The following is a 26,444-nucleotide window of genomic DNA, read 5'->3' as shown; positions in this document are numbered from 1 at the left end:
AGGCCCAGACACCCACCCGGAAGCCGGAGGAGAGCGCCGCGCCCATCCGGCTCACAGGCTTTGCCCACGGCGGAGGATGCGCCTGCAAAATCCCCCCGGGCGAACTCGAGGACGCCGTCCGCGGCCTGATCGGGCACCCCGGGCCGGAGGTGCTCGTCGGACTGGACAGCGGCGACGACGCCTCCGCCGTCCTGGTCCGCGAGGATCTGGCGGTGCTGACCACGGCCGACTTCTTCACTCCCGTGGTCGATGACGCGTACGACTGGGGCCGCATCGCCGCGGCCAACGCCCTCTCCGACATCTACGCCATGGGCGGCCGGCCCGTGACGGCCATCAACCTGCTCGGCTGGCCGCGTGGCGTGCTGCCGATGGAACTCATGACAGAGGTGCTCCGCGGCGGCCTGAGCGTCGCCGCCGAGGCGGGCTGCCCGGTGCTGGGCGGCCACTCCATCGACGATCCGGAGCCCAAATACGGCATGGCCGTCACCGGCGTCGCCCACCCCGATCGGTTGCTGCGCAACGACGCCGCCGAGCCCGGACTGCCCATCACGCTGACCAAGCCCATCGGCGTCGGGTTGCTCAACAACCGCCACAAGCAGACCGGCGAGGTCTTCGCCGAAGCGATCGAGACGATGGCGCGGCTCAACCGCGACGCCTCCGACGCCGCCCTAACCGCCGGGGTCAAGGCGGCCACCGACGTCACCGGCTTCGGCTTGCTGGGACACCTCTACAAGATGGTCCGCGCCTCCGGGATCGGCGCCGTCATTGACCTGCAGTCCGTCCCCCTGGTGGACGGCGCCCGGGCGGCGCTCCGCGACGGATTCGTCTCCGGCGGCACCAAGCGCAACCTCGACTGGGTGCGCGCCCACCTCGACGCCGACACCGGGATCACGGAGGATGACCTGCTGCTGCTGGCGGACGCGCAAACCTCCGGCGGCCTGCTCGTGGTGGGCGAGGTGCCCGGCTACCCGGTGATCGGCCATACGACGGCGGGCCAGGGCATCCGGATCCGCTAGACCCGGCGCGCCGACGGCCCGAGCAGGGCTGACTGCCCGGGCCCGGATCGTCAGCTGCCGGCGCGTCAGCTGCCGGCGCGTCAGCTGCCGGTGGTGATGGCGTCGCCGGTAATGCCGGCGGCACGCCGCGCCGCCAGGCGCCGCTTCTGCGGTTCGATCGTGTAGCGGGGATCCTTGGCCGAGGCGAGCCCGGCCTCGAACACGCCGAAGCGGGTGAGTGCCGAGCCTGCCAGCAACGCCAGTCCCGACGCCGCCGCGACCGCCCGGTTCCGGCCTCCGAGCAGGGTGCCCAGTCCGCCGGCCAGGACAAGCCGCTCGCTCCACTTCAGCATGGTGCCGGCTTTGCCTTGGTGCAGGGGCTCCGCGGCCACCGGATCCATCCGCCGTTCCATGATCTTCATCGCCACCACGTCCCCGACCACGCCGAGCAGCGCGAGGTTCCGAGCGGGTCCGGCCTCGCGGACCGGGGTTGTCACCATCGCGAGCCCCGCGGAGGCCAGGCTGGCGGAGCTGACGAACACGAACGGCAGTTCCCCGTGCATCTCGTTCCAGGTCGGCGTCGCGGTGTCGCCCAGCAGGACGGCCGTGTAGGCCGCCAGCGGTCCCGCGAAGACGGCGGCTTCGAGGCCGGCCGGGCCTTCGACGGCGCGGAGCACGCCCCGCAGCGGTCCCAGCGGCAGCCGTTCGCCGCTCATCCGGTCGATCTCCGCGACGGCGGCCACGCCGGCTCCCGCGCTAAACGCGCTCAGGATCCACGAGCCGACGCTCATCGGCGAGGTCACCTTGAAGGTGCGCAGCATGTTCAGGAAGCGCTCCGGGCGTCCGAGGTCCTTGACCAGGGCGCCAGCGCCGAGGCCGACGGCGCCGAGGGCACCGAGCCGGGCGTTCCGGCGCAGCAGCGGCCGTCCGCTCAACTGGCCGCCGGCTGCCAGCAGCGCAGAGCCCCCGGCAACACCGCCGAGGAAGAGGTATGCGGCGACGTCGTCGCCCCAGGGGGCCGGCTTGACCACCGGACGGCCGTAGTACGAGGTGAATTCAGGTTCCGGCACCATGGGCATTTCCCGGGAGCCGTCACCGTTTTCCCTGCGCCGGCCGGTGCCGCGTTTACCGCCCTCCCGCCGGCGTCGGGCAGGCTCGGTGGGCCGGAAGCTGTCGAATTCCGAGAGCGTCACTCGCGTCCTCCCAGGAACGCCACCGCGGCGGCGACGGCCATGCCGGCTACCGCCATGCCGGCCCGCCGGTACATCTTCGGCAGGTCCGCCGTGGGCACCCGCGGGTCCGGCGGGAGGCCGTAGACCTCGGGTTCATCCAGCAGCAGGAAGACAGAACCGGTTCCGCCGACGCCGTCGTTCTCGTTCGCGCCGTACAGCCGGGCCTCGGTCATGCCCTGGGCGTGCAGGGTGGCAACCCGTTCCTTGGCGGTCTCCACCATGTCGTCGTGGTCGCCGAACTTGATGGACGTCGTCGGGCAGGCCTTGGCGCACGCGGGCGTCTCGTCGGCCACCAGCCGGTCGTAACACAGGGTGCACTTCTGGGCGACGCCCGCGTTGGGGACGTCGGCATGCTTGGCGTGCTGTTCCTCCCTGCTGGCGGCAACCTTCACGGTGCCGTTGCTGCGGCGCTCGATCACGCCGAACGGACACCCGGCCACGCAGGTTCCGCAGCCGTTGCAGACGTCGTCCTGGACAACGACGGTGCCGAACTCGGTGCGGAACAACGCTCCGGTGGGGCAGACGTCGAGGCATCCGGCGTGCGTGCAGTGCTTGCAGACGTCAGAGGACATCAGCCAGCGGAAGTCCGCCGTGTCCGGCGGGGTGGTATCGGCGTCAGCGAGGTCCGCCACGCTGGGTGGGGCCGGCGGACCGATGCGCGGCATGCCAAGGCTGACCAGGGCACGGCCTGATTCCCGGGCCTCAGCAATGCGCTCCTGGCCCTGTTCGATGAAGGCGACATGCCGCCAGGTGCTGGCACCCAGCGACCCGGTGTTGTCATAGGAGGACCCGAGCAGTTCGAGGTTTCCGTCCTGCGGGTTGTGGTTCCACTCCTTGCAGGCAACTTCGCAGGCCTTGCAGCCGATGCAAATCGATGTGTCGGTGAAGAACCCCTTGCGCGGATGGTTGTGCTCCCAGTGGGCATCGGCGGTGGGGTCGGTCGGTCCGGTCAGCTGGCCCATTCGGTCCTCCAAAGTCGGGTCGGTGTCCGGGCGGCGGCGATGTGCCGCCACCCGGACCGGGCAAGATGTGCTGCGCTCGGGGCAGCTGGCGGGGCGGGGATCACGGCGTCTGCCCGCCCGGATGTTCGCCCTCGGCGGCCGGATGGGTCACCGTGCTGTTACTGGTCTCCACCGTGAGCCCGGCCCGCGCCTGGTACTCGGCGACGAGCGCCAGCAGCTCCGGTCCCCGCGGCCTGCGCCCAGGGCGGATGTCACAGGAGGCCACCTTCGATTCCTGGATCTGGACGTTGGGGTCGAGGGTCACGCCCAGCAGGTCGTTGGCAGCGTCGCCACTGACGACGGCGCTGTTCCCGACGCCCCAGTGATAGGGCAGCCCGATCTGGTGCACGGTGTGGCCACCCACGGTCAGCGGCGTCATCCGCTCCGTGACCAGCACCTTCGCCTCGATGGCCGAGCGCGCCGAGATGATGGTGGCCCAGCCGTACGGCTCCAGTCCGCGCTCGGCGGCCAGTTCCGGCGAGACCTCGCAGAACATCTCCGGCTGCAGCTCGGACAGGTACGGCAGCCATCGGCTCATGCCCCCGGCCGTGTGGTGCTCGGTGAGCCGGTACGTGGTGAACACGAACGGGTAGACGTCAGCGCCAGGGTCGCCTGCGCTGGGCGCGCTGAGGTTGTCCTTCCGGGGGTACTTCAGGCGCGCCGGGCTCTGCTGCTGCGGGTACAGCCCGTTGGCCACTGGCGACTCCTGCGCCTCGTAGTGGGTCGGCAACGGACCGTCCACGAGTCCCTTCGGCGCGAACAGCCAGCCCTTGCCGTCAGACTGCATGATGAACGGATCGTCGCCGCTGAGCGCGGCCGGACCGCCCACCGACGGGTCGGGCTTGCTGCCGGGGGCGAGGGTCGGCGGGAAGTCCGGGACGTCGTCGCCCACCCACTTGCCCTGCTCCTCGTCCCACCAGATGTATTTCTTGCGTTCGCTCCACGGCTTGCCGTCCGGATCGGCGGAGGCCCGGTTGTACAGGATCCGCCGGTTGGCCGGCCACGCCCAGCCCCACTCGGGGGCCGCGGGGCCCTGCTCCTGGCCCGGCTTCCGGTTGGCTGCCTGGTTGACGCCGTCGGCGTAGACGCCGGTGTAGATCCAGCAGCCCGCCGTCGTGGAGCCGTCGGCGCGGAGTTCGGTGTAGGCGGAGAGGGGCTTGCCCGCGTCGGGGCCGGTCAGGTGACGGCCGTTGATTTCGGCAAGCACCGACTCGGGGTCCGGATCGCCGTGGTCGTCAGTGGGGTAGTCCCACGTCAGGTCCAGCAGCGGCCGATCCCGTTCGTCCTGGGAACCGGCAAGCCTCTGCCGGATCCGGTGCCCCAGTTCGTAGAAGAACTGGAGTTCGCTCTGGCACTCGCCCGGCGGGGCCACGGCCTGGTGGCGCCACTGCAGCAGCCGCTGGGTCTGGGTAAAGGACCCGGCCTTCTCCACGTGCGTTGCCGCCGGCAGGAAAAAGACCTCGGTCTCAATGTCCTCGGTGCGGAGCTCCCCGGATTCGATTTCCGGGCCGTCCTTCCACCAGGTCGCCGATTCGATCATGTTCAGGTCGCGGACCACCAGCCACTTCAGGTGGGACATGCCCAGGCGTTGCATCCGGCCGTGGGCCGAGCCGACCGCAGGGTTCTGGCCAAGCAGGAAGTAGCCTTCCACCTCGTCCCGGAGCATGCTCATGACGGTCTCGTAGGTCCCGTGGGCACCGGTCAGGCGGGGCAGGTAGTCGTACGCCCAGTCGTTGTCCGCGGTCGCCGCGTCACCCCACCAGGCCTTGAGCAGGCTGATGGTGTACGCGTCGGCGTCGGCCCAGAATCCCTTCTGGTTTTTCGAGGCGTTCGCCTTGAGGTACTCCTCCAGGGTGTCGTGCCGGCCGGCGCTGGGCATCGGCAGGTAGCCGGGCAGCAGGTTGAACAGCGTGGGAATGTCGGTAGAGCCCTGGATGCTGGCATGGCCGCGCAGGGCCATGATTCCGCCGCCGGGGCGTCCCACGTTCCCCAGCAGCAGCTGAAGGATGGCGGCGGCGCGGATGAACTGCGCTCCCAGGGAGTGCTGGGTCCAGCCCACGGCATAGGCGAAGCAGGTGGTCCGGTCGCGGCCGGAGTTCTCCGTGAGGGCCTTCGCCAGATAGGCAAAATCCGCTTCGCTGATGCCGCACATGTCGCGCACCATCTCCGGGGTGTAGCGGGCGTAGTGCCGCTTCACGATCTGGAAGACGGTCCGGGGGTTCTGGAGCGTGTCGTCCCGCAGCACCTCGGCGTGCTCGAGGGGCGGGCCGCCGCTGCCGAAGGTATCACCGGAGGCCCGGGCGCCGGCCTCTGCGCCGTGCTCAGGACCGGCCGGTTCGCCGATGGAGCCTTCCTCGGCCTCCTCGTAGGCCCAGGACGAGTTGTCGTAGGCGCCCTTCTCCGGATCGAACCCGGAGAACAGGCCGCCCAGGTCCTCGGCGTCGCGGTAATCCTCGTGGACCAGCGTGGCCGCGTTGGTGTACGCGGTCACGTACTCCTTGAACCACAGGTCATTGGCGATGACGTAGTTGATGAGGGCACCAAGGAGCACGACGTCGGATCCGGCCCGGATCGGCAAGTGCTTGTCAGCGACCGCCGAGGTGCGCGTGAACCGGGGGTCGATGTGGATGACCTTGGCTCCGCGCGCCTTGGCCTCCGCCACCCACTGGAATCCGACCGGATGGCACTCGGCCATGTTGGATCCCTGAATGATGATGCAGTCGGCGTTGGCCATGTCCTGCAGTGATTGCGTTGCACCACCGCGTCCAAACGAGGCTCCCAAACTGGGAACCGTGGCGGAGTGTCATATACGGGCTTGGTTCTCCGTCTGTACCGCCCCGGCGGCGGTGAAGAGCTTCTTGATCAGGTAGTTCTCTTCGTTGTCCAGGGTGGCCCCGCCCAACGAGGCGATACCCATGGTGCGCCGCAGCAGGCGGCCTTCGTCGTCTTCCTGCTGCCAGGTCCTGCGCCGGCTTTCGATGAACCGGTCGGCGATCATGTCGACGGCGGTGGAAAGGTCCAGCCGTTGCCATTCCTTGGCGCGCGGGGCACGGTACAGGACCTTGGTCTGCCGGCCCGGCGAGTTAACCAGCTGTTCGCTGGCGGAGCCCTTGGGGCACAGCCGGCCGCGCGAAATGGGCGAATCGGGGTCGCCCTCGATCTGGACAACCTTCTCGTCCTTGACGTAGACGCGCTGTCCGCAGCCGACCGCGCAGTAAGGGCAGACGCTCTGCACGACGCGGTCCGCCGTGGCGGTGCGCGGCGCGATCGCCTGGGTCTTGGCCGAGGTCACGGCGGGCCCGCGCCCCAGCAAATCGCCGGTGCTCAGCTGCCGGATAACCGGCCATTGAAGAAAACTTCGCGGTGCCATTTCAGGAGCATATCCCAATCCAGGAACGAGTGACAGGACAGGTTTTCGGCATATCCGCCCGCGTTCCTACGTGTTTTCAAGGGCAGTCTCGCTGCCGGTCGGCCCCCGGAGGACAGACCGGCAGCGGCACCGCTACGGCTTCAGGACAACCTTGATGCAGCCGTCCTGCTTCTTCTGGAACTTTTCATACATGGCCGGGGCTTCGTCCAGGCTGGCCTGGTGCGTCACGAGGTCCATAACCCCCAGCGGGTCGGCGTCGGCTTCGACCAGCGGCAGCAGGTCCTCGGTCCACCGCCGCACGTTGCACTGGCCCATCCGCAACTGGATCTGCTTGTCGAACATGTGCATCAGAGGCATCGGGGTCGCGCTGCCGCCGTAGACTCCGCTCAGCGAGACGGTGCCGCCCCGGCGGACCGCATCCAGCGCCGTGTGCAGGGCGGACACCCGGTCCACTCCGACGGTCTCGAAGGCCTTCTGTGCCAGCTTGTCCGGCAACAGCCCGGCCGCGTGCTGGGCGAAGGCAGCCACGGGCGAATCATGGGCCTCCATGCCGACCGCGTCCACGACCGAGTCGGCGCCGCGGCCCTGGGTCATCGAGCGCAGCTCATCGGCCACGCCCTTGGAGTAGTCAAGGGTCTCGACGCCGTGCCGTTCCGCCATCGCGCGGCGCTCCGGCACGGGATCGACACCAATGACGCGCAGGCCGAAGTGTTTGCCGATCCGCGAGGCGAACTGTCCCACGGGTCCCAGGCCCAGCACCGCGAGGGTGCCGCCGTCGGGTACGTCCGCGTACTTCACGCCCTGCCAGGCCGTGGGCAGGATATCCGAGAGGAAGAGGTAGCGCTCGTCCGGGAGTTCCGATCCCACCTTGATGGGGCCGTAGTCGGCGTGCGGGACCCGCAGGTATTCCGCCTGGCCGCCCGGCACGGAGCCGTACAGCTCGGAGAAGCCGAAGAGTGAGGCGCCGGAACCCTTCTCCTTGACCTGGGTCGTTTCGCACTGGGACTGCAGGCCCTGGCGGCACATGAAGCAGTGGCCGCAGGAAATGTTGAACGGGATGACCACGCGGTCACCCTTGGCCAGGTTGGTGACGGCGCTGCCCACCTCCACGACGACGCCCATTGGCTCATGGCCGACGATGTCGCCTTTGTGCATGTAGGGGCCGAGGGTCTCGTAAAGGTGCAGGTCCGAGCCGCAAATAGCCGTCGAGGTGATGCGCACGATCGCGTCAGTGGGTTCCTGGAGCACCGGATCCGGAACTTCTTCCACGCTTACGGACCGTTTGCCCTGCCAAGTAAGTGCCTTCATGTGCTTGCCTTTCGGTTGCGGTCTGAGGGGAACAGTTGGGGAAGGGGGCCGGGGGTGCGGGCCGGGGGCGTCAGTTGCCCCGGACCCGCGCGGCCAGCTTGCCGATGGCGCTCCCGGCGAGGTTGTCCAGCAGCGCCCGCGGGCTTTCATAGACCTCCGCGGCGCCGGCTGCAAGGAGTTCAGCCTCGCTGGTGCCCCCGCAGGTGAGGCCGATCGCCGGGATGTCCAGCTTTCCGGCGGCGTAAATATCCCAGACGGCGTCCCCCACGTAAACGGCGTTGCCGGCGGGTACGTCGACGGCTTTGAGCGCCGCGGCCAGGATGTCCGGCGCGGGCTTGCTTTCCTTCGCGTCCGCGGAGCTGGTGGCGGCGTGGATGTAGGCATCGGCGTCGATGGTGGCGCGGAGAATTTCGAGGTCCCGGTCCCGGGCGGAAGAGGCGAGCGCGACGGCGAGGCCCGACTCGAAGCACTGCGCCAGCAGCTCCCGCGCACCGTCGAGCCGGCGCAGCGAGGGCCAGAAAGTAGAGAAGACGGCGGCATGGGAGGTCATGATGTCCGCGTCGCCGTCCGGATCGCGGTTTCCGGCAGCAGACGGTCGAGGATCCGGTCCCCGCCCATCCCCACCGAGCGGTGGATGCTGGCCATCGGGACGTCATAGCCCGCCTGCCGGAAGGCCTGCCACCACGCGAGCGTGTGGATATAGGACGAGTCGACCAGCGTCCCGTCGACGTCGAACAGGACCGCGGCCTGGCGCTCCCTGGCGGGCTGGTTGTCAGTGGTGGGCACGGGTACGCTTCGTGGCCGCCAGGGTGCCGCCGGAGAGCGAGGAGCCGCGTCCGGCGCCCCCGCCGGTCCGCCGCTTGGCCAGGGAGGCCATGACGGCCGACTGGCTGTCGCCGCTGCGGTCACGGATCAGGCCGGTGCCGGCGATCTCCCGCGCCTGGGCGATGCCGGCCACGGCCGCGCGCTTCGTGGGGAAGGTAACCGAGACGGCCATCAAGTCCCCGGCAGCGTCCACCATCCGAATCCGGTAGCCGCCGTCGGGCGCATCCACGAGCTCGAAATATCCAGCCATTGCATACTCCTTCAATCCTCCACCCCGCCTGGGGATATTAGTAAGTATACTTATCTAAGCTCTGGAGGAAAGTCCGGATCCGCCTCGGGGCCATGACCTACGCCGCCGGGCGGCCCGGTTGGCGGGCGGTTTCAGCAGCCCGGGTCAGCGGCCGTCCCCCTGCAGGTGGAGGGCGCTGCGCACCAGGGCAAAGTGGCTGAAAGCCTGGGGCGTGTTCCCCAGTTGCCGCGCCCCCTCGACGTCCCATTCCTCGCTCAGGAGCCCGACGTCGTTGCGCAGCGCCAGCAGCCGTTCGAACAGCTCCCTGGCCTCACGGCGCCGCCCGGCACCGATCAGCGCGTCCACCAGCCAGAAGGAACACGCGAGGAAGACACCCTCGCCGCCGGGGACGCCGTCGTCGCTCTGATCCTGCCGGTAGCGGAGCACAAAGCCGTCCTGGGTGAGTTCCCGCTGCACCGCCTCGATGGTGCCGATAACCCGCGGATCATCCGGGGCAAGGAAGCCCACCCGAGGAATCAGCAGCAGGCTGGCGTCGAGTTCGGGCCGCCCATAGGACTGCACGAAGGTGTTGCGTTCGGCGTCGAAACCGTTGGCCATCACATCGGCGTGGATCTTGTCCCGCAGGGCCTCCCAGCGGTCCGCCGGGCCGGAGAGGCCGAAATCACGGACGCCCTTGACCATCCGGTCCGCCGCCACCCAGGCCATCACCTTGGAGTGGGTGAAATGGCGGCGCGGTCCGCGCATCTCCCAAAGACCGTTGTCCGGCCGGTCCCAGGCGGTCTCCAGATGCTCCATCAGCGCCACCTGGACGTCCCAGGAATCATCGCCGTCCTGCAGCAGCGAGGTCCGGGTCAGGGCAAGGCAGTCCAGCACCTCGCCCCAGACATCCAGCTGCAGCTGCCCCGCCGCGCCATTGCCGATCCGGACGGGCGCCGACCCCTCGTAGCCGGCCAGCCAGTCCAGCGTCATTTCCGGAAGCCTCCGCTCGCCGTGCAGGCCGTACATGATCTGCAGGTCGGCCGGATCCCCGGCCACCGCCCGCAGCAGCCAGTTGCGCCACGCCGCGGCCTCCTCGGAGTAGCCGTAGGCCAGCAGCGCCTGGAGCGTCAGGGTCGCGTCACGGAGCCAGCAGTAGCGGTAGTCCCAGTTGCGTTGGCCGCCGAGCTCCTCCGGCAGGGAGGTGGTCACGGCGGCCACAATGCCGCCGGTCGGAGCGAAGGTCAGGGCCTTTAGGGTGATCAGCGAGCGCAGCACGGCGTCACGGTAGGGGCCGGTCACATGGCACTTGGCCGACCATTGCTGCCAGAACGCTTCGGTGGCTGCGAGGACGCCTTCCGGATCCACCCTGCGCGGACGGCCGAGGTGGCTGGGCGCCCACGTCAGCACGAAGGGAATGCGCTGCCCGGCTTTGACGGTGAAGTCGCTGGCGGTCTCCATGTGCTCGCCCCGGAGCGGCGCCTCCGTGACCAGGTATGCGGCATCCGGGCCGGCCACCGCGTGGATCCCGTGTTCGTCGTGGCGCACCCAGGGAACGATGTGGCCGTAGTCGAAGCGCAGCGCCAGCTCGCCGCGCATCCTGACCGTCCCGCGGATCCCCACCACGATCCGCACGATGTCCGCTGCCCCGTCGCGCGGCGACATGAAATCGATGACCTTGGCCTTGCCGTCCTCGGTCTCCCATTCAGTCTCAAGGATGAGGGTGTTCTTGCGGTAACGCCGCCGGGTGCATTCGCCGCCGGACGCCGGCGCCAGCAGCCAGCGGCCCGCCTTGGGGGTGTCCAGCAGGGCGTTGAAGCAGGCGGGCGAGTCGAAGCGGGGCAGGCACAGCCAGTCGATGGAGCCTTCCGTGCTGATCAGGGCGGCGGTGTGCAGATCGCCGACCATTGCGTAATCCTCGATGCGTGCCATGCCTCTTACAGTGCCACACGGGACGCTGCCGGACGAGGAGCCCGGCGCTCCTCCAGGGGGCAGAGGGCTGGGCGCGGCCGCCCGCCCGGGCTAGGATTCAGGCATGCCCGAACAGGATTTCCGGGCTCCGGGTGCGCCGCACATCGGAACCAGCGGCTGGAGCTATGACCACTGGGAAAGTGTGCTCTATCCGCCCGGGCTGCCGGCACGGGACCGGTTGGCCCACTACGCCTCGCGGTTCACCACGGTGGAGCTAAACGCGAGTTTCTACCGCTGGCCGCGGGAGAGTTCCTTCGCCGGGTGGCAGCGGCGGCTGCCGGAGGGCTTCACCATGTCCGTCAAGGCGCCGCGGGGGCTGAGCCACGGCAAGAAGCTCTACGGCCCGGAAGCCTGGGTGGAGCGGATTGCGCGGTGCTGGCACGAGCTGGGTGACAAGCGGGCCGTGTTGCTGGTCCAGCTGCCGCCGGATTTCGCCCGCGACGACGCCCGGCTGGGTTACTTCCTGGCCGCCCTGCCCGGCTGGATCCGCGTGAGCGTGGAGTTCCGGCACCCCAGCTGGGACCACCCGGCGGTGTATGAGTTGCTCGAACGGCACGGCGCCGCCTACTGCGTCATGAGCGGCGCCCAACTGCCCTGCATCCTGCGGGCCACGGCGCCCTTCGTCTACGTGCGGCTGCACGGGCCGGATCCGGACCACCTCTACGCTGGTTCCTACTCCGAGCAGGAACTCACTTGGTGGGCGGACCGAATCCGCGAATGGCTGGCGTCCGGCAAGGATGTCTACGCCTATTTCAACAACGACGGCGGCGGCAACGCCGTGCGCAACGCCGCCAGGCTGCGTGAACTGCTGGGCGACGCCTGAGGGCGGACGCAACGCCGGCCGGACCTGCCGCTGTGGGAGAGTGGAGGTATGGAATTGGCGTCGCAGGAACCAGCGCAGCAACCACAGCCGGACAAGAAGGTCTCGGGCAGCCAGGCCTTCCGGCTGGCCCACTGGGTCTCGGACTCGGTCAACCACCTCCGCCTCAAGGCAGCCCGGCGCTGGAAGTTCAGCCCGCAAACCATCGCCTACCAGGGCTACGGCTCCACCGAGTGGGTCCGGGTGCTGGGCCGCGTGCTGCTCACGAGCAAGCCCACTCCCGGCAGCCGGGCGGAGCAGGCTGCCCAGAACGGCAACCAGAATATCCGCGGCTGGCGTGCCTTCACGTCTGTCCCGATCCAGTTCGTCGAGGTGGAGATCGAAATCGGCGGCGTCACCACCTGGGTGCACGCCGATCGCGGCGGCCTCGTGGACACGGTTGTCCCGGTGTCATTGACGCCGGGCTGGCACCGCGCCGTGCTGCGCGCCGAGGGCACCGAGCCTGCGGAATCGATGATCTACGTCATTTCCCCGGACACCACGCTGGGCATCGTCTCGGACATTGACGACACGATCATGGTCACGGCTCTGCCCCGGCCGTTCCTGGCATTGTGGAACACCTTTGTGCTCAACGAACGGGCCCGGATGGCGACCCCGGGCATGGCCGTGCTGATGGACCGGCTGCTGGTGGAGCACCCCGAGGCTCCGGTGATCTACCTGTCCACCGGCCCGTGGAACGCCGCCCCCACGCTGGCACGCTTCATCACCCGCAACATGTACCCCACCGGCGCCCTGCTGTTGACCGACTGGGGCCTGACCCACGACCGCTGGTTCCGCAGCGGCCAGGACCACAAACGGCGGAACCTGGAACTGCTGGCGCAGGAGTTCCCCAACATGCGCTGGCTCCTGTTCGGCGACAACGGCCAGCATGACGAGGCCATCTATTCGCAGTTCGCCAAGGACCACGGCGACCGCGTGGCCGCGATCGGCATCCGCCAGCTGTCCACCGGTGAGGCCGTGCTGGCCGGCGGCCACTCCGTCGACGGCGACCACACGGGCTCCACGGTCCCGTGGATCTACTCCCCCGACGGCGCCGGCATCGCCAAGCGCCTGCAGGAGCTGGAGCTCCTCTAGCCGGCCGTCTGGGTTCCGGCCGCGGTTTCAGCTTGCGTGTCAGCTCCGGCTGCCGGGGTTTCGACGGCGGCGCCCGCACCGGAGGCGTCCCGCTTTCGGGCCGCCATGAGCTCGCGGAGCCAGAAGTAGGAGGCCTTCGGCGTGCGGACCATGGTGTCCCGGTCCACGTGCAGCAGGCCGAACTGCTGCTTGTAACCGGCGGACCACTCAAAGTTGTCCATGAGCGACCACACGTAGTAGCCGCGAAGGTCGATCGACTCGGCCGCGCCGCCGGGCGAGGTGGCCTCGATGGCAGCCTCGATGTGCTCGGCGAGATACCGGACGCGGCGCTCATCCGGGACGATCAGCCGGCCGTCCGCGTCGTGGATCTCCAGGTCTTCAAAGCTGGCGCCGCCTTCGGTGATGTAGACCGGCGGCAGTTCCGGGTAGCGCTCGGCCATCTCCGCCAGCGCCACGGCCATGTAGTCCGGCTTGATCGGCCAGCCGTAGGCCGTGATCTCGGTGTCCGGGAAGCTCTGGACGTGGAACGGCGTCGGGGATCCGTCGCCGTCGAGGTCGTTGCCCATGGCCTCGGCCATGCCCTTGGGCACCGTCCCCTCACCCGGCCCGGCAGCCACGCGGGTGGGCATGTAGTAGTTCAGCCCGTAGAAGTCCAGCGGCTGCGAGATCAGCTCCATGTCCTCGCTGGACGGGCTGAAGGAGGAGAAGAAGGTGGCGGCCCTGACGGCGTCCGGGTACTTGCCCAGCAGCACCGGGTCCGCGTACAGGCGGTTCTGGGCCATATCCATGAGCCCGGCACTGACCTTGTCCAGCGGATTGGCCGAGGCCGGAACCATGGGCGAATACACGTTGGTCAGGCCGATTTCGCCGGGCACCTTCGCCGCGCGAAGTGCCTGCATCGCGAGCCCGTGGCCCAGCAGCTGGTGGTGGACGCTCGGAAGCGCCTTGAGCATGTGGGCCTCGCCCGGGGAGTGAACGCCCAGCATGTAGCCGTTCGCACTCACCGTGGCCGGTTCGTTGATGGTCACCCAGCGGGCCACCCGGTCCCCGTAGGCCGCCGCGGCGATGGCGGCGAACTCGCCCAGCCGGTAGGCCGTGTCCCGGTTCATCCAGCCGCCGGCCTCGTCCAGTTCCAACGGCGTATCCCAGTGGTACAGCGTGGCCATCGGGGAGATCCCGTTGGCCAGCAGCAGGTCGATCAGCCGGTCGTAGAAGTCCAGGCCTTTGGGATTGACCGGACCGCTGCCGCCGGGCTGGATCCGGGGCCAGGACAAGGAGAACCGGTAGGAATCGATCCCCAGCTCCTTCATCAGCGCCACATCTTCGGGCATCCGGTGGTAGTGGTCGCAGGCGATGGCCGGGCTGTGGTCGTTGACGATCGTGCCGGGCTTGGCCGCGAACATGTCCCACCCCGAGGGCCCGCGCCCGTCCTCGTCCAGCGCCCCCTCGATCTGGAAGGCGGCGGTCGCCACGCCCAAGGTGAAATCGGCCGGCAGCAGGGCGGCCAGATCGTGGGCGGAAGCATTCATTGGCGGATCCCCTATGCAGTTGCGCTGGTGGTTGATTGATTTTAGGCCCCGGCGGGTGCCCGCGCCACAACCGGCGCGTCGACATCCACCGGTGCGGCCAGCGCCTAGTAGGTGGCGGCCTCCGGCCCGAAGAGGAACCCCTTGGCGTGGGCGACGGCCTTCTTGAACGCGTCGTTCCGCAGGCTCAGCAGCTGTTCCGCCTCATCCGCCGCCGGCTCGAGGTAGCCGGTGAACCCCGGCCGGAGCACCCAGATGTCCCCGGCCGGCGGCAAATAGAACACCCCGAACGAGCGGTGCTGGCTGTCCTCGGCGGTCCAGACCGGCACCACGGCCAGCGCGGCGCCGGTGTCCACGTTGATCCATTGCGCACGCGGGAGGGGAAGTTCGTGGGCTTCCGGGTCAAGGAACGGTGCGGTGCCCTCTCCCCAGCGTTCCTCGAACCGTTCGTGGAAGGCCGGGATGAGGTGCGAGTCGTAACGCCGCCATGCGCTCATGGCTGTACTCCTTTTCTTGTGCTGCTGCCAGGGTGCGGATGTGAGGTGCGGATGTGGAGTGCGGATGTGGGGTGCGACGCCGCCGGGAAACAGGCGCCCGCGTCATTCGGGCCCCCGCTCCCACCGCACCGGGGTAACGCGCAGGACCGGCTCCTCGCCGCGGTGGTGGCGCACCGGAATGTCCCGGCCAGCTGGGGCATTGTCGCCCCTGCCGGCCGGGCGGGCGTAGGGGTCGTACTCCGCCCGGGATTTCGGATTCCTTAGGACGGCGTAGGACTCAAGAATGCGCCGAACCTCCTCCGCGCCATCGGGCACGACGCCGGACGCGGCGCCGGTCGCGGTGCCGGACGCGGCCGGGGCGGCGGCTTCGACGTCGGGATGACGGCGTCTCATCAGCGCCCGGAAGGACCGCTGGATCTCCGCCGGCGTCGCATCCGGCGTGACCCGCAAGGCGCCGTAGAATCCGCGCGGATCACGATTCATCGACTCACCCCCTGGCTGGATTGCGAAGCCACTGCCCCGGACCAAGCGGGGACCGCCTGCCAACCCGGCAGGACCCGGCCCCCGCTCTCCTCGGCCGCCCCAGGGCATCCGCCCCGGCACTGCTACTTCCCGATCTCCTGCAGCTTGTCCTGCGTGTGCGTGATTTCGATCTTCCGCGGCTTGGCCTGCTCCAGCACCGGAATCCGGAGCGTCAGGACGCCGTCGGCGTAGCTCGCCTTGACGTTTTCGGTGTCCAGCGTCTCGCCCAGGATGAGTTGGCGGCTGAAGACCCCGCGTGGCCGTTCCGAGGCAATCAGCTCGACATTGGGCTGCGCTGGCTCGCGCCGTTCGGCCCTGACGGTCAGGACGTTGCGCTCGATATCGAGATCGACCGAGTCAACGTTGACTCCGGGAAGATCGAATGCGACGACAAACTCGCCGTCCTCCTGCCACGCATCCATGGGCATGGCGGCGGGGCGTGCCGCCGTTCCAAAGACCTGCTGGGTCAGCCGGTCCAGTTCACGGAACGGGTCCGTACGCATCAACATCATTTCCCACTCCTTCATGTGAGAGTCCCAGGTTTTCTGTCTATCCAGCACCCAGTATCTGTGGTGGTGGATATAGATTTTTTATAGCACCGGTGCCAAACTGATGCAAGGGGAATTTCGGGAAGACAGGAAGGAGCCGCGCAATGGCGGACCGTGACGGCGACGCCGGTGTCTACGCGATCTCCGTGGTGGCCCAATTGATCGGAACCGGCCAGCAGAACATCCGGCTTTACGAACGGAAGGGCCTCCTCACGCCGGACCGCACCGCGGGCGGAACGCGGCAGTACAGCGACGCGGACCTCGCCGTCCTCCGGCGGATCAGCGAACTGCTTGAGGAGGGGCTGAACCTGGCCGGCGTGGCCAAGGTCCTGGAGCTGGAGGCGGCCAACGCCAGGCTCCTCGCGGAGCTTAAACGACGCAGGGCGCGCTGACCGGCAGCGCGCCCCGCATCTCCGGGCCTTTATTCGGCTCCGGTCTCCTGTTTGGAAAGTTCCCCGGTGATCTGCTCGCCCGGAATCCGCGCGGTCCGCCAGGTGTCCAGCAGGATCACGGCGCCAAGGATCACAAACGAGATCGAGAGCGAGGCCGCGGCATCCGTGGTCCAGTGGTAGCCGAGGTACAGCCGGCTCACGGCGGCAAAAAAGATCCCGATGCCGGCCACGACGAATCCGGCGACGGCCGCCTTCGGGTTCTTGCGACGCGAAAAGATAAGGAACGTCGTGATCAGGAGGAAGTCACATGCTCCCAGGACGTGCCCGGAGGGGAACGAGAAGGTGGTGTCGGCCCCGAAGAGCATGAGGTCCACCGGCGGCCGGTGCCGCTCGACCGTCCGGCCGATGAGCTGCGCCAGGATGACCCCGGTGAGCATCCCACCAGCGAGGACCATCGGCCGCCACGCGTGCTTGGCCAGCAGCCCCCAGACAACAGTGAAAACCAGGATGATGATCGGCAGCCCGATGGGGCCGAAAACGATGGCCAGGATGATCATGATCGTCGTGGTCGGTTCCCCACGCAGCTTCACCAGGCCGGAGCGCACCGGCTCATCCACCACGCTGATGCCGGTGTGCTGAAGCACGCTGACCAGGATAAAGACGAACAGCGCGGCGCCGAGAATCATGAGTGCGACGGCGATCCGGTACAGATTCCGGCGCGCATCCGGGCTCATGTAGCGTTCCTCCACCACGAATTTGTCGTGGAAGACCCGCCACCAGCCGGACGATTTCCCTGATTGGTCCTGAGCCATTGCCCGCATCCGCCTCTTCAGTGTGTGGTTATTTCTTCCGTGAAGATTATCGCGGTTCGAAGCCCAGCGCGTTTCCCGGGCTCGACACGGCCTGGAACCCGCCCGCGTGGTGAGTTGACTCACATTTAAATCAGACGTTATTCTCGCTTCAGCCGCTGGGTTCCACGGCAATCCACTTCAAGGAAGACAGTGCGATGACGACAGCTAACGAATGCATCGAGATCCAGGTCGAGAACCGCCGGGTGCTGGACGACCGGCTCAATGACGCCGTCCTAGGGCTGCAGCGACTGGCCATGCTCACCGGCACCCACGGCATCCTGCTGACCCGGCACAAGCCCGGGCACTACACGGCGGCGCTCTCGGACCAGGTGCCGTTCGGAATGACCCGGGAACTGGTCCACTAGGCCGGACCCGCTGCGGGCCCGCGTCCGGGCCTTAACGAGCCAGGTCCCGGGCGGCTGAGCATCGACTCGCCGCCCGGGACCTTCGTCGTTTCAGCGGCTGCTTCCGGTGCAGCCGCAGTTCACCGCAGGAGCCCGGTCACCAGTCGTGGACCGTTCCGTCGACCAGTCGGTTATAGGGCAGGTAGGCCTGCTGGTACGGGTAGGCCGCGGCGGCCTCTTCATTGAACTCGACGCCGATGCCCGGGTTGTCGCCCGGGTGCAGGTAGCCGTCGACGAACGTCATGGACTGCTCAAAGACCTCGTTCGTCGCGTCCGAGTGCTGCATGTACTCCTGGATGCCGTAGTTATGGATGGCCAGGCCCACGTGCAGCTGGGCGGCGAACCCGACCGGGGAAATGTCCGTGGGACCGTGGAAGCCCGACTTGACCTGGTACTGCGCGGCGAAATCCATCATCTTCTTCAGCGGCGAGATGCCGCCAAAGTGCGTCGAGGCGGCGCGGACGTAGTCGATCAGCTGCTCCTTGATCAGGGTCTGGAAGTCGTAGACGGTGTTGAAGACTTCCCCGATCGCCAGCGGCGTGGTGGTGTGCTGGCGGACCAGGCGCAGTGCCTCCTGGTTCTCTGCCGGAGTGCAGTCCTCCAGCCAGAACAGATCGTAGGGTTCCAACGCCTTGCCCAGCTTCGCGGCCTGGATCGGCGTCATCCGGTGGTGCCCGTCGTGCAGCAGCGGGATTTCCGGGCCGAACTCGTTCCGGACCGCCTCGAACACGGTGGGCAGGTGCCGCAGGTAGGCCCGGGTGTCCCAGTCCTCCTCCTGTGGGAACGCGCCGCGGCCAGCCGGTTCATAGTCGTACCGCTCCCCCGAGGCCTGCGCCTGCCCCGCGACCCCGTACACGGCCTTGATGCCGGGCACCGCGGTCTGGATCCGGATGGACTTGTAGCCCAGCGCCAGGTGCTCACGGACCGAATCGAACAGCGACTCCAGGTCCGATCCGGAGGCGTGGCCGTAGGCCCGCAGGCCGTTCCGGGAAGCGCCGCCCAAGAGCTGGTAGACCGGCATGCCGGCCAGCTTGCCCTTGATGTCCCACAAGGCCATGTCGACGGCGGCGATCGCGGCCATCGTGACCGGGCCACGGCGCCAGTACGAGGACCGGTAGAGGAACTGCCAGGTGTCCTCGATCCGGTGCGGGTCCTTGCCGATCAGCAGCTGCGCGACGTGCTCCTTCAAATAGGCGGCGACGGCCAGTTCGCGGCCGTTGAGGGTCGCGTCACCGATGCCGGTGACACCGTCCTCGGTGGTGATCCGCAGGGTGACGAAGTTGCGGGAAGGGCTGGTCACAAAGACTTCGGCGGCAATGATTTTCACGGCTGGTCCAGGCTTTCGGTGTCGGTGCGGAGGGCTTCCGGGGGTGTCCCGGCAGGGCGGGGGTCTTAGCGCTGGGTACTTCCATCCGGGACGGCGCCCAGCAGCGCCAGTTCCGCGGCACTGGGCAGGCCTTCACAGTCGCCAGCGGTGCTGACCGCAAAGGCCCCGGCGAGGGTGCCGCGCTTGAGCCGGGCGGCGACGTCGCCGCCGTCGAGCAGGGCCGAGAGATAGCCTGCAGTGAAGGCATCGCCGGCTCCGACGGTGTCGATACTGGTCACCGGGACGGCCGGGGCTTCCCAGCGGCCCGCGGCGGTGTGGACGCCCGCGCCGGCGGCGCCGCGCTTGACCACCACCTCCCCCACTCCGCGCTCCAGCAGTTCGGCGGCCATGGCCAGTTCGGCGGCCTCCGTTCCTGCCGAGCCGGGGCCGCCGTTGCCGGGTGTTCCTCCGCCGTCGGCGACGAGGCCGAGTTCGTCGTCGGAGGCGATCAGGACCGTGGCGTGCCGGGCCAGCGGGGTGAGGACGGCGCGGGCCTCATCGCGGGACCACAGCTTGCCGCGGTAGTTGACGTCGAGGGACACCACCAGGCCCTCCGCCGCACCGCGCGCGGCGGCGTATTCGACGGCGCGCCGGGCCTCCGGGCTGAGGGCTGCGGTGATGCCCGTCAGGTGCAGGACGCGCGGGCCGGCGGTGAAGGCCCGGTCCACGTCCTCGCGGCTGATCGTGGACCCGGCCGAACCGGCCCGGTAGTAATAGGCGCGGCTGAGGTCCGCCGTGCGGCGTTCCAGGAACATCACTCCGGTGGCCCGGGCGGTGTCCACCCGGTGCTGCACGGCAATTCCTTCGGAGCGCAACTGCCGCAGGATGAACTCGCCGTGCGGATCCGCCCCGACAACGCCGGCCCAGGCGACGCTGTGGCCCAGCCGGGCCACGCCGACGGCGACGTTGGACTCCGCCCCGGCCACGTGCATGGTCAGCCCGCCGCCGGCGGACAACGGCCCCGCGGAGCGCAGCGAGACCATCGATTCGCCGAGGGTGAGCAGCTCGAGGGTCACCGTGCAGGCTCCGCGGCCGGCTGCCGGCCGTACCCGGACGCCAGGTCCACAAAGGCGCGGGCCCGTTCGCGCATCGGGGCAAGGTCCCCGCCCGAGCCGGCGTCGCCGAACAGCGGGCCGCCGAGTCCGACGGCGATCGCGCCGGCGTCCCAGTAACCCGCTGCCTCGTTGATCCCGACGCCGCCCACCGCGATGAACGGGATGCCGGGGAAGGGATCGCGGAGTGCCTTGAGGTAGCCGGGACCGCCGATGGAGGCCGGGAAGAGCTTAACCGCGGTTGCGCCGCGGTTCATCGCCTCGTATGCCTCGCTGGGGGTCAGGGCCCCCGCGAGGACGGGAATCCCCAGGCGGGCGGACTCCTGGATCGAGCTCGCGAGCGAGGGCGTGACCATGAACTGTCCGCCGGCGTCGGCGACTTCTTCCACGTCCGCGGCGGTGAGCACGGTGCCCGCCCCGACGAAGCAGCCTGCGGGCGCCGCCGCCCGGACCGTGCGGATCGCCGCCAGCGCATCCGGGGTGGTCAGGGCTATTTCGACGTAACGGAAGCCCTCCTCCATGGCCGCGAGGGCAGCCTCGGCGGCGGCCCCGCCGTCGGTTCCTCGCACGATCGCCACGAGGCGGGTCTCGCGGATTCCGGCCAGCAAGTGTTCGGGGGTCAGTGCGTTTCTCATATCGTTCACCATTCTGCGAAGGCGCCGTCGGGGTGGCGCCAGACCGGTCCGCGCCAGGCGTGGCCCCGCTTGTCCGCTGCACGGACCACGGCCTCGTCGATCTCGATGCCGAGGCCCGGCCCGGTCAGCCGTTGGATATGGCCGTCAACAAACTTGAGCGGGCTCTTGTCCACCACGTAGTCCAGGACTTCGGCACCCTGGTTGTAGTGGATGCCGATGCTTTGTTCCTGGATCAGGAAGTTGGGCGTGGCGAAGCCGACCTGCAGGCAGGCTGCCAGCGCCAGCGGCCCGAGCGGGCAGTGCGGGGCCAGCTGGACCTCGTAGATTTCGGCCAGCGAGGCAATCTTGCGCACCTCGGTGATGCCGCCGGCGTGCGAGAGGTCCGGCTGCGCCACGGCGATGCCGGCCTGCAGCGCCGGCAGGAATTCCTGCCGGCTGTAGAGCCGCTCGCCGGTGGAGACCGGCGTCGTGGTCGAGGAGGTGAACTCCCGCAGCAGGTGGGTGTTTTCCGGGACTACGGGCTCTTCAAGGAAGAACGGCCGGTACGGTTCCAGCAGCGGCGCCACCCGCCGGGCGTTGGCCAGGCTGAAGCGGCCGTGGAAGTCGACGGCGACGTCGCGGTGGTCCCCGAGCACCTCGCGGGCCGCGGCGACCCGGCGGACGACGCCGTCGAGCTCGGCCACCGACGCGACCGGGCTCATCCGGCCGCTGGCGTTCATCTTCACCGCGGTGAGTCCGACCTCCAGCTGGGCGCTGATCTGGTCCGCCACCTCGTTGGGCTCGTCCCCTCCCACCCAGCCGTACATCCGGATCCGGTCGCGGACGTGGCCGCCCAGGAGCTGGTGCACGGGGGTGTTGAAGTGCTTGCCTGCGATGTCCCAGAGTGCCTGGTCCAGGCCGGAGACTGCGCTGGCGAGGATGGGGCCGCCGCGGTAGAAGGAACCCTTGGTCATCACCTGCCAGTGGTCCTCGATCCGGAGCGCGTCGTTGCCGATCAGCAGCTCGGAGAGTTGCTCGACGGCGGTGCGCACGGTCTCGCTGCGGCCTTCGCAGCTGGCCTCGCCCCAGCCGACGATGCCGCTCTCGGTCTCGATCCGGACGAAGAGCCAGCGCGGCGCGACGAGGAAGGTTTCAATCCTGCTGATGCGTGTCATGTGTGGCCTAGCCCTTGGTCGCACCGGCGGTGAGGCCGGAGACGATGTACTTCTGCGTGAAGAGCGCGATGATCATGATCGGGATGGTGACCACCGTGGCGGCGGCCATCAGTCCGCCCCAGTCGATGCTGGCGTAGGAGACGAAGTCGAAGATCGCCACCGGCAGGGTCTTGGTCTTGGAGCCGGAGAGCACCAGGGCGAACATGAAGTTGTTCCACGAGAAGATGAAGGACAGGATCCCGGCGGTAGCGATGCCGGAGACGGACAGCGGCAGCGTGATCCGTCGGAACGCACCGATCGGGGTGAGCCCGTCCACCTGCGCCGACTCTTCCAGTTCCAGCGGCAGCGAATCGAAGTAGCTCATCATGATGTAGACGATCAGCGGCAGCGCGACGAACATATGGCTCAGGATCAGCACCTCGAAGCCGCCGACCATCTTCAGGTTGGAGAATACGTAGTACCAGGGCACCAGCAGCGAGACGCCCGGGATGACGCGGGCCATCAGGACCACCAGCGCCGACCGGCCCATGGTGAAGCGGCTCATCGCGTAGGCCGCCGGGACACCCAGGACCAGCGACAGGGCGGTGGAGACGAACGCGACCCAGAAGCTGTTGAAGATGAAGATGAAGTAGTTGTTCCGCTGCAGCACGTTGGCGTAGTTCTCCCCGGTGGGGGTGAACACGAAGGACTTGGCCGTGTCGTAGATGTCCACGTTGGTCTTGAAGGAGGCCAGCAGCATCCAGAACAGCGGGGCGATCAGGAACAGCACCACGGCGACCAGCGCGAGGACCCTGAACACCTTGTAGGCGCGGGTGGCCAGCGGCTTGCGACGGCGCGGGGCCGGCGCCTGCCGGGCGGCGGAGGTCTGGGTTGGGGTCAGGACGGTCATTTGCTTACCGCTTTCTTGCGCATGGTCAGCAGCCACATGGTGCCGATGATGATCATGAAGAACAGGATCAGCACAGCGGAGGAGAGCCCGTACTGGTTGTAGTCGAAGCTCAGGCCGTAGGCGTAGACGTTGAGGGTCTCCACTTCGTGGAAGGAACCGCCGCCCTTGCCCTTGGTGGCGTAGAGGATGTCGAAGGTCTTCAGGGCGTCGATGCCGCGCAGCAGGATGGCGACGATCACGGTCGGCATCATCAGCGGCAGCGTGATGAAGAAGAAGCGCTGGAAGGAATTGGCGCCGTCCATCCGGGCGGCCTCGTCGGGTTCTTCGGAAAGGGAGGTCAGGCCGGCGAGCAGGATCAGCACCACCATCGGTGTCCACTGCCAGATGTCCATGAAGATCGTAGTTCCCAGGGCGGTGTCCTGGCCGGAGAGCCACGGCTGCGCGGGGATGCCAATCATGCCGAGCAGTTGGTTGACGAAGCCGATGTTCGGGTCGAAGATCAGCCGCCACATCATGCCGACGGCCACCGGGGTGGCGACCAGCGGCAGCAGGATGGCGACGCGCACCCACTTCTCGCCGCGGAATGGCCGCCACAACAACAATGCGATGCCCATGCCCAGGACGACTTCGCAGACCAGTGCGACGCCGGTGAAGGACAGCGTGCGCCCGACGGCGGGCCAGAACCGTTCGACGTCGGAGAGCACGGTCACGTAATTCTCCAGGCCAATGAATTCCGTCGCGGCGCGGACCGAGCCCTGCGAGTCGGTGAGGCTCAGGTAGAGCGTCCAGGCCAGCGGGAAAACGATCAGGACGCCGACGAAGATCATGGCCGGCGCGGCGAAAAGCCACTTGCGGTGCCGGTTGGCCCAGGCGGAGAAGTTCTCCCGCGGACCGGGCGTGCGGGCCGTGCTGCGGCCGGCGCCGCGGGTTGTGTCGCCGCGGGAGGTGTTCAGTACAGACATGGTTCACCTAAGGAGTTGGGGGTGAAGTGAAGAGCGTGGCCGCGGCGGGACGGCGGTTGGGCAGCCGTCCCGCCGGGCAGGGGTGCATCGGCAGATTGCCTTAGGCATTCGCGTCTGGCAGTTTGCGGTGGACGCGGGGTGCCGGGACGTTACTTCTTTTCGCTGTCCAGGAACTTCTGGAAGGCGTCGTTGGCCGTGTCGGCCGCGGCCGACGCATCGTCTCCGGTGATGGTGGCGACGATCGGGGCGCCGACGATCTCACGGGCCTTGCCCACGGTGACCACCTGGGGGCGGTCGTGGCCGACGCCGTTCTTGGCGCTGGTGGCGATGGCCTCGGCAAGGTCCTTCGGGTAGGTGGAGGTTCCGGCCGGGTCAGCCCAGACCGAGGCACGCGGGCCGGGGACGCCGGCCTTCTGCGCTGCCAGCGTGCGTTCCTTGCTGGTGGCCCACTGGATGAACTTCCATGCGTTTTCCTGGTTGCCGGAGGCCTTGTTCACGGCCAGGCCCCACGACGGAATGTTGTACGGCTTGGAACCGGCGGGGCCGGCGGGCAGTGCGGCAAAGCCAACCTTGTCCGCGACCTTGGACTTGGCCGGATCGGTGGCGTTCTTGTAGAGCGAGTCCGCTTCGGTGTAGAAGGCGGCCTTGCCCTGCGTGAAGATGGCCATCGCTTCGGGCCAGCTCATGTCCGTGCTGACGTTCTTCGGGCCGTAGTTCTTGATCAGGCCGCCGTAGAAGGAGTAGGCCTTCTTTGCGGCGTCGCTGCCGACTGCCGACTTGCCGTCGGCGTCGGTGAAGTCGCCGCCGAAGCTGTAGAGGAAGCTGGAGAACTGGGTCACGGCCGCGGACTTGGCCGTGCGGGCCACGAAACCGGCGATGTCCGGGTTGGCTGCGGAGACCTTCTTGGCCGCTGCCTCGAGCTCGTCCATGGTCTTGGGGACCTGGACTCCGGCGGCCTGCAGCAGGTCCTTGCGGTAGTAGAGGACTTCGCGTTCGGTGATGATCGGGACGCCGACCACCTTGCCATCGACGGTGCTGGCCTTGACCGGGCCCTCCTGGTAGTCCTTCCAGTCCCAGTTCGCGTCGGCGGAGACCTTGGAGGTCAGGTCGGCGAGGTAGCCGTTCTTGGCGAAAGCCTTGCCCTCCTGAAGCGGGCGGTACATCATGACGTCGATTTCATCGCTGCCGGCGTTGAGCTTGACGTTGTACTGGTCCGAGAGCTGGTCCTCGCCGAGCTGGGTGAGTTCGACCTTGAGCCCGGTGGCCTTTTCGAATTCCGGAATGGCGGCCTTGATGCCTTCGGTCCATACGTGGTTGGCCAGCGTGACCCGGACCGTGCCGGCGGCCTTGGCGTCGCCGCCTCCGCTACCGCAGGCGGTCAGCCCGAGCGACAGCGCCGCGGCAACGGCCGCGTACTTCACAATTGAACGTCGCTTCATTACGACTCCCTTGTCTTCAGGGCCGGATCAAGCTCCAGCCACCCGCGGATGCATCTTTACATCTGCTCTGGAGCGATCTTAGAGAAATAAAGCAGACTTAAACAACCCCTTGCGCCCACCCGTATGATTTATTCATGCAAACCCCAAAGGCGGAGTCTTCAGCAGACCTGCACTCCGTGCTCGTCCAAACCCTGGGACTCGCCATCGCCGAGGGGACCCTCGCGCCGCACTCGATCCTCCGCCTGGACGAGCTTGAGGCGCAGCACAATGTCTCGCGCTCGGTGGTCCGGGAGGCGACCCGGGTTCTGTCCTCGATGGGCATGCTGGAATCCCGGCGGCGGCTTGGCACGGTGGTACAGCCGGAGGAGTCGTGGAACCTCTACGACCCGCAGGTGATCCGCTGGCGGCTGGCCTCATCCAAACGGGTGGACCAGCTGCGGGCGCTCAACGAACTCCGCGGCGCGATCGAGCCCCAGGCGGCCCGGCTGGCGGCCGAACGGGCCTCCTGGGACACCGGCAGCGACCTCGTTTCGCAGGCAGCGCGGCTCTGGGCGGCGGGGCAGCGTGGAAACCAGGACGAGTTCCTGAGGCTCGACATCGAATTCCATGCCGCCGTGCTGCGGGCCTCGGGCAATCCGATGTTTTCCCAGCTGCACAACCTGGTCGCCGAGGTCCTCACCGGCCGCACCGAACATGGGCTGATGCCGCACCTGCCCCAACACGAGGCCCTGCAGCTGCACGTTGACGTGGCCAGCGCCATTCAGCGCGGCGAAACGGACACCGCGCACGCGGCCATGCGCCGGATCGTAGAGCAGTCCACCGAGGAAATCGGCGACATCTGGTCCAGCCACCAGGACGGCGCGACGCCGTAAGGGCTAGCGGAGGATTTCGGCCAGTTCGGCGGCGGTGAGGCTGGCTGCCAGCCGCAGCGTTTCGTGCCCGGCGCCGGCCGCGGCCGCGCTCCGGATGGCGGAGTTGAAGGCGGTCTCGGCCGCGTCCATCTCCCATTGCAGGCTCTCGAGCCTGCCCGAGGCGGCCCGGACGGCGGCCAGGGGGTCGGCCGCCGGCGCGGCGTCCTGCCGGAAGCCGCACGTGCATGTCCACTCGCCGAGGCCGGAGTAGAACTGCGCCCACGGCAGCGAAGCATCCGGACCGGGCGATGAGGTCATCTGAACACCGCAGTGCTCCGGCACAGCATTGGCCGACACATCCTTCGCCGGAGCCGTCACAGCGCGGAAGGGACGGTGCAGCGACCCGGCGAAATCTGCCTCAGGCCGCCTTTCCGTCCAAGCGGCGTCCGTGATTGAAGCGCTGGCGTTTCCCGC

Annotated in this window: 27 protein-coding genes; 6 read left to right on the top strand and 21 right to left on the bottom strand. The window is 68.3% G+C overall.

The features are described from left to right. Window positions 1–44: 44 nt before the first annotated feature. The gene (gene selD / locus AC1DNC_RS09045; protein WP_476862623.1) at window positions 45–1,016 is read left to right on the top strand and encodes a selenide, water dikinase SelD; all 972 of its coding nucleotides are present in this window, start codon (window positions 45–47) and stop codon (window positions 1,014–1,016) included. Window positions 1,017–1,096: 80 nt separating this feature from the next. Here selD and nrfD read toward each other — a convergent pair whose 3' ends face one another. From nrfD to AC1DNC_RS09005, 8 genes are all read right to left on the bottom strand, one after another. Further along, entirely contained in the window at window positions 1,097–2,188 is a 1,092-nt protein-coding gene (gene nrfD / locus AC1DNC_RS09040) for an NrfD/PsrC family molybdoenzyme membrane anchor subunit (protein WP_476862235.1), read from the bottom strand. Next, window positions 2,185–3,189, bottom strand: a complete 1,005-nt coding sequence (locus tag AC1DNC_RS09035) for a 4Fe-4S dicluster domain-containing protein (protein ID WP_476862234.1) — start codon at window positions 3,187–3,189, stop codon at window positions 2,185–2,187. Before AC1DNC_RS09035 ends, nrfD begins: the two co-directional genes overlap by 4 nt. A 100-nt stretch (window positions 3,190–3,289) precedes the next feature. Beyond that, window positions 3,290–6,598 carry a formate dehydrogenase gene (gene fdh / locus AC1DNC_RS09030; RefSeq protein WP_476862233.1) on the bottom strand — a complete coding sequence of 1,103 codons (3,309 nt, stop codon included), beginning with the start codon at window positions 6,596–6,598 and terminating at the stop codon, window positions 3,290–3,292. A gap of 132 nt (window positions 6,599–6,730) precedes the next feature. Then, window positions 6,731–7,906 (bottom strand): zinc-dependent alcohol dehydrogenase, encoded by a 1,176-nt coding sequence (locus tag AC1DNC_RS09025; RefSeq protein WP_476862232.1) that lies wholly within the window; start codon window positions 7,904–7,906, stop codon window positions 6,731–6,733. A gap of 70 nt (window positions 7,907–7,976) precedes the next feature. Further along, on the bottom strand, window positions 7,977–8,456 hold the full coding sequence (locus tag AC1DNC_RS09020; RefSeq protein WP_476862231.1) for an HAD family hydrolase: 480 nt from the start codon (window positions 8,454–8,456) through the stop codon (window positions 7,977–7,979). Further along, a complete protein-coding gene (locus AC1DNC_RS09015) occupies window positions 8,453–8,692 on the bottom strand; it encodes an HAD family hydrolase (protein WP_476862230.1) in 240 nt (79 codons plus the stop codon). Before AC1DNC_RS09015 ends, AC1DNC_RS09020 begins: the two co-directional genes overlap by 4 nt. Then, window positions 8,679–8,981, bottom strand: a complete 303-nt coding sequence (locus AC1DNC_RS09010) for a YegP family protein (protein WP_476862229.1) — start codon at window positions 8,979–8,981, stop codon at window positions 8,679–8,681. The genes AC1DNC_RS09015 and AC1DNC_RS09010 overlap by 14 nt, the downstream gene beginning before the upstream one ends. 144 nt (window positions 8,982–9,125) lie before the next feature. Next, window positions 9,126–10,889 (bottom strand): glycoside hydrolase family 15 protein, encoded by a 1,764-nt coding sequence (locus tag AC1DNC_RS09005; protein WP_476862228.1) that lies wholly within the window; start codon window positions 10,887–10,889, stop codon window positions 9,126–9,128. Window positions 10,890–10,992: 103 nt separating this feature from the next. On the opposite strand from AC1DNC_RS09005, the gene AC1DNC_RS09000 reads away from it, so the two are divergent. Next, window positions 10,993–11,751 (top strand): DUF72 domain-containing protein, encoded by a 759-nt coding sequence (locus AC1DNC_RS09000; RefSeq protein ID WP_476862227.1) that lies wholly within the window; start codon window positions 10,993–10,995, stop codon window positions 11,749–11,751. 48 nt (window positions 11,752–11,799) lie between these two features. Next, window positions 11,800–12,882 (top strand): App1 family protein, encoded by a 1,083-nt coding sequence (locus AC1DNC_RS08995; RefSeq protein ID WP_476862226.1) that lies wholly within the window; start codon window positions 11,800–11,802, stop codon window positions 12,880–12,882. Here the strand turns inward: AC1DNC_RS08995 and AC1DNC_RS08990 are convergent. The 4 genes from AC1DNC_RS08990 to AC1DNC_RS08975 form a co-directional block, all read right to left on the bottom strand. Further along, entirely contained in the window at window positions 12,879–14,411 is a 1,533-nt protein-coding gene (locus tag AC1DNC_RS08990) for a GH1 family beta-glucosidase (RefSeq protein ID WP_476862225.1), read from the bottom strand. The genes AC1DNC_RS08995 and AC1DNC_RS08990 overlap by 4 nt on opposite strands. A 104-nt stretch (window positions 14,412–14,515) precedes the next feature. Next, complete coding sequence (locus AC1DNC_RS08985; protein WP_476862224.1) at window positions 14,516–14,905, bottom strand: hypothetical protein; 390 nt, start codon at window positions 14,903–14,905, stop codon at window positions 14,516–14,518. A gap of 102 nt (window positions 14,906–15,007) precedes the next feature. After that, a complete protein-coding gene (locus tag AC1DNC_RS08980) occupies window positions 15,008–15,388 on the bottom strand; it encodes a DnaJ domain-containing protein (RefSeq protein ID WP_476862223.1) in 381 nt (126 codons plus the stop codon). Window positions 15,389–15,510: 122 nt separating this feature from the next. Next, window positions 15,511–15,936 (bottom strand): Hsp20/alpha crystallin family protein, encoded by a 426-nt coding sequence (locus tag AC1DNC_RS08975; RefSeq protein ID WP_476862622.1) that lies wholly within the window; start codon window positions 15,934–15,936, stop codon window positions 15,511–15,513. Between the two features lie 143 nt (window positions 15,937–16,079). Here AC1DNC_RS08975 and AC1DNC_RS08970 point away from each other — a divergent pair, with 143 nt between their 5' ends. Then, a complete protein-coding gene (locus AC1DNC_RS08970) occupies window positions 16,080–16,367 on the top strand; it encodes a MerR family transcriptional regulator (protein WP_476862222.1) in 288 nt (95 codons plus the stop codon). Window positions 16,368–16,396: 29 nt separating this feature from the next. Here AC1DNC_RS08970 and AC1DNC_RS08965 read toward each other — a convergent pair whose 3' ends face one another. Further along, a complete protein-coding gene (locus tag AC1DNC_RS08965) occupies window positions 16,397–17,179 on the bottom strand; it encodes a phosphatase PAP2 family protein (protein ID WP_476862221.1) in 783 nt (260 codons plus the stop codon). A 194-nt stretch (window positions 17,180–17,373) separates the two neighbouring features. Between AC1DNC_RS08965 and AC1DNC_RS08960 the strand changes: the two genes are divergently transcribed. Further along, window positions 17,374–17,583 (top strand): hypothetical protein, encoded by a 210-nt coding sequence (locus AC1DNC_RS08960; protein ID WP_476862220.1) that lies wholly within the window; start codon window positions 17,374–17,376, stop codon window positions 17,581–17,583. A gap of 136 nt (window positions 17,584–17,719) precedes the next feature. Here the strand turns inward: AC1DNC_RS08960 and manD are convergent, their stop codons facing one another. The 7 genes from manD to AC1DNC_RS08925 all read right to left on the bottom strand — a co-directional run bounded on the left by manD (window position 17,720) and on the right by AC1DNC_RS08925 (window position 25,119). Further along, complete coding sequence (manD, locus tag AC1DNC_RS08955) at window positions 17,720–18,949, bottom strand: D-mannonate dehydratase ManD (RefSeq protein WP_476862219.1); 1,230 nt, start codon at window positions 18,947–18,949, stop codon at window positions 17,720–17,722. Window positions 18,950–19,014: 65 nt separating this feature from the next. Further along, window positions 19,015–20,004 carry a sugar kinase gene (locus AC1DNC_RS08950; protein ID WP_476862218.1) on the bottom strand — a complete coding sequence of 330 codons (990 nt, stop codon included), beginning with the start codon at window positions 20,002–20,004 and terminating at the stop codon, window positions 19,015–19,017. After that, on the bottom strand, window positions 20,001–20,675 hold the full coding sequence (locus AC1DNC_RS08945) for a bifunctional 4-hydroxy-2-oxoglutarate aldolase/2-dehydro-3-deoxy-phosphogluconate aldolase (protein ID WP_476862217.1): 675 nt from the start codon (window positions 20,673–20,675) through the stop codon (window positions 20,001–20,003). Before AC1DNC_RS08945 ends, AC1DNC_RS08950 begins: the two co-directional genes overlap by 4 nt. A gap of 5 nt (window positions 20,676–20,680) precedes the next feature. Further along, window positions 20,681–21,829, bottom strand: coding sequence for a galactonate dehydratase (gene dgoD / locus AC1DNC_RS08940; protein ID WP_476862216.1), 1,149 nt, complete (start codon window positions 21,827–21,829; stop codon window positions 20,681–20,683). 7 nt (window positions 21,830–21,836) lie between these two features. After that, window positions 21,837–22,718 carry a carbohydrate ABC transporter permease gene (locus AC1DNC_RS08935; RefSeq protein WP_476862215.1) on the bottom strand — a complete coding sequence of 294 codons (882 nt, stop codon included), beginning with the start codon at window positions 22,716–22,718 and terminating at the stop codon, window positions 21,837–21,839. Continuing rightward, window positions 22,715–23,680, bottom strand: coding sequence for a carbohydrate ABC transporter permease (locus tag AC1DNC_RS08930; RefSeq protein ID WP_476862214.1), 966 nt, complete (start codon window positions 23,678–23,680; stop codon window positions 22,715–22,717). Before AC1DNC_RS08930 ends, AC1DNC_RS08935 begins: the two co-directional genes overlap by 4 nt. 149 nt (window positions 23,681–23,829) lie before the next feature. Continuing rightward, a complete protein-coding gene (locus tag AC1DNC_RS08925; protein ID WP_476862213.1) occupies window positions 23,830–25,119 on the bottom strand; it encodes an ABC transporter substrate-binding protein in 1,290 nt (429 codons plus the stop codon). 134 nt (window positions 25,120–25,253) lie between these two features. On the opposite strand from AC1DNC_RS08925, the gene AC1DNC_RS08920 reads away from it, so the two are divergent. After that, the gene (locus AC1DNC_RS08920) at window positions 25,254–25,991 is read left to right on the top strand and encodes a FadR/GntR family transcriptional regulator (RefSeq protein ID WP_476862212.1); all 738 of its coding nucleotides are present in this window, start codon (window positions 25,254–25,256) and stop codon (window positions 25,989–25,991) included. Between the two features lie 3 nt (window positions 25,992–25,994). Here the strand turns inward: AC1DNC_RS08920 and AC1DNC_RS08915 are convergent, their stop codons facing one another. After that, window positions 25,995–26,288: a hypothetical protein gene (locus AC1DNC_RS08915; RefSeq protein ID WP_476862211.1), complete on the bottom strand. Its 294-nt coding sequence runs from the start codon at window positions 26,286–26,288 to the stop codon at window positions 25,995–25,997. Between the last annotated feature and the right edge of the window lie 156 nt (window positions 26,289–26,444).

The sequence above is a fragment of the Arthrobacter sp. 01N442 genome (genome assembly GCF_056399345.1).
Note: the sequence above shows the minus strand (reverse complement) of the source record. Positions and strands in the feature narration are given on the sequence as shown.

What these genes read in the sequence shown, in the direction of transcription:
- AC1DNC_RS08945 (WP_476862217.1), bottom strand. Translation starts at nt 20,675, where the DNA reads ATGAGAAACGCACTGACCCCCGAACACTTGCTGGCCGGAATCCGCGAG.
- AC1DNC_RS08920 (WP_476862212.1), top strand. Translation starts at nt 25,254, where the DNA reads ATGCAAACCCCAAAGGCGGAGTCTTCAGCAGACCTGCACTCCGTGCTC.
- AC1DNC_RS08980 (WP_476862223.1), bottom strand. Translation starts at nt 15,388, where the DNA reads ATGAATCGTGATCCGCGCGGATTCTACGGCGCCTTGCGGGTCACGCCG.
- AC1DNC_RS08990 (WP_476862225.1), bottom strand. Translation starts at nt 14,411, where the DNA reads ATGAATGCTTCCGCCCACGATCTGGCCGCCCTGCTGCCGGCCGATTTC.
- AC1DNC_RS08975 (WP_476862622.1), bottom strand. Translation starts at nt 15,936, where the DNA reads ATGTTGATGCGTACGGACCCGTTCCGTGAACTGGACCGGCTGACCCAG.
- AC1DNC_RS08995 (WP_476862226.1), top strand. Translation starts at nt 11,800, where the DNA reads ATGGAATTGGCGTCGCAGGAACCAGCGCAGCAACCACAGCCGGACAAG.
- AC1DNC_RS09035 (WP_476862234.1), bottom strand. Translation starts at nt 3,189, where the DNA reads ATGGGCCAGCTGACCGGACCGACCGACCCCACCGCCGATGCCCACTGG.
- AC1DNC_RS08965 (WP_476862221.1), bottom strand. Translation starts at nt 17,179, where the DNA reads ATGGCTCAGGACCAATCAGGGAAATCGTCCGGCTGGTGGCGGGTCTTC.
- AC1DNC_RS08935 (WP_476862215.1), bottom strand. Translation starts at nt 22,718, where the DNA reads ATGACCGTCCTGACCCCAACCCAGACCTCCGCCGCCCGGCAGGCGCCG.
- AC1DNC_RS09020 (WP_476862231.1), bottom strand. Translation starts at nt 8,456, where the DNA reads ATGACCTCCCATGCCGCCGTCTTCTCTACTTTCTGGCCCTCGCTGCGC.
- AC1DNC_RS09010 (WP_476862229.1), bottom strand. Translation starts at nt 8,981, where the DNA reads ATGGCTGGATATTTCGAGCTCGTGGATGCGCCCGACGGCGGCTACCGG.
- AC1DNC_RS08985 (WP_476862224.1), bottom strand. Translation starts at nt 14,905, where the DNA reads ATGAGCGCATGGCGGCGTTACGACTCGCACCTCATCCCGGCCTTCCAC.
- AC1DNC_RS08915 (WP_476862211.1), bottom strand. Translation starts at nt 26,288, where the DNA reads ATGACCTCATCGCCCGGTCCGGATGCTTCGCTGCCGTGGGCGCAGTTC.
- AC1DNC_RS09005 (WP_476862228.1), bottom strand. Translation starts at nt 10,889, where the DNA reads ATGGCACGCATCGAGGATTACGCAATGGTCGGCGATCTGCACACCGCC.
- AC1DNC_RS09000 (WP_476862227.1), top strand. Translation starts at nt 10,993, where the DNA reads ATGCCCGAACAGGATTTCCGGGCTCCGGGTGCGCCGCACATCGGAACC.
- dgoD (WP_476862216.1), bottom strand. Translation starts at nt 21,829, where the DNA reads ATGACACGCATCAGCAGGATTGAAACCTTCCTCGTCGCGCCGCGCTGG.
- AC1DNC_RS09025 (WP_476862232.1), bottom strand. Translation starts at nt 7,906, where the DNA reads ATGAAGGCACTTACTTGGCAGGGCAAACGGTCCGTAAGCGTGGAAGAA.
- AC1DNC_RS08925 (WP_476862213.1), bottom strand. Translation starts at nt 25,119, where the DNA reads ATGAAGCGACGTTCAATTGTGAAGTACGCGGCCGTTGCCGCGGCGCTG.
- AC1DNC_RS08930 (WP_476862214.1), bottom strand. Translation starts at nt 23,680, where the DNA reads ATGTCTGTACTGAACACCTCCCGCGGCGACACAACCCGCGGCGCCGGC.
- AC1DNC_RS08970 (WP_476862222.1), top strand. Translation starts at nt 16,080, where the DNA reads ATGGCGGACCGTGACGGCGACGCCGGTGTCTACGCGATCTCCGTGGTG.
- AC1DNC_RS08960 (WP_476862220.1), top strand. Translation starts at nt 17,374, where the DNA reads ATGACGACAGCTAACGAATGCATCGAGATCCAGGTCGAGAACCGCCGG.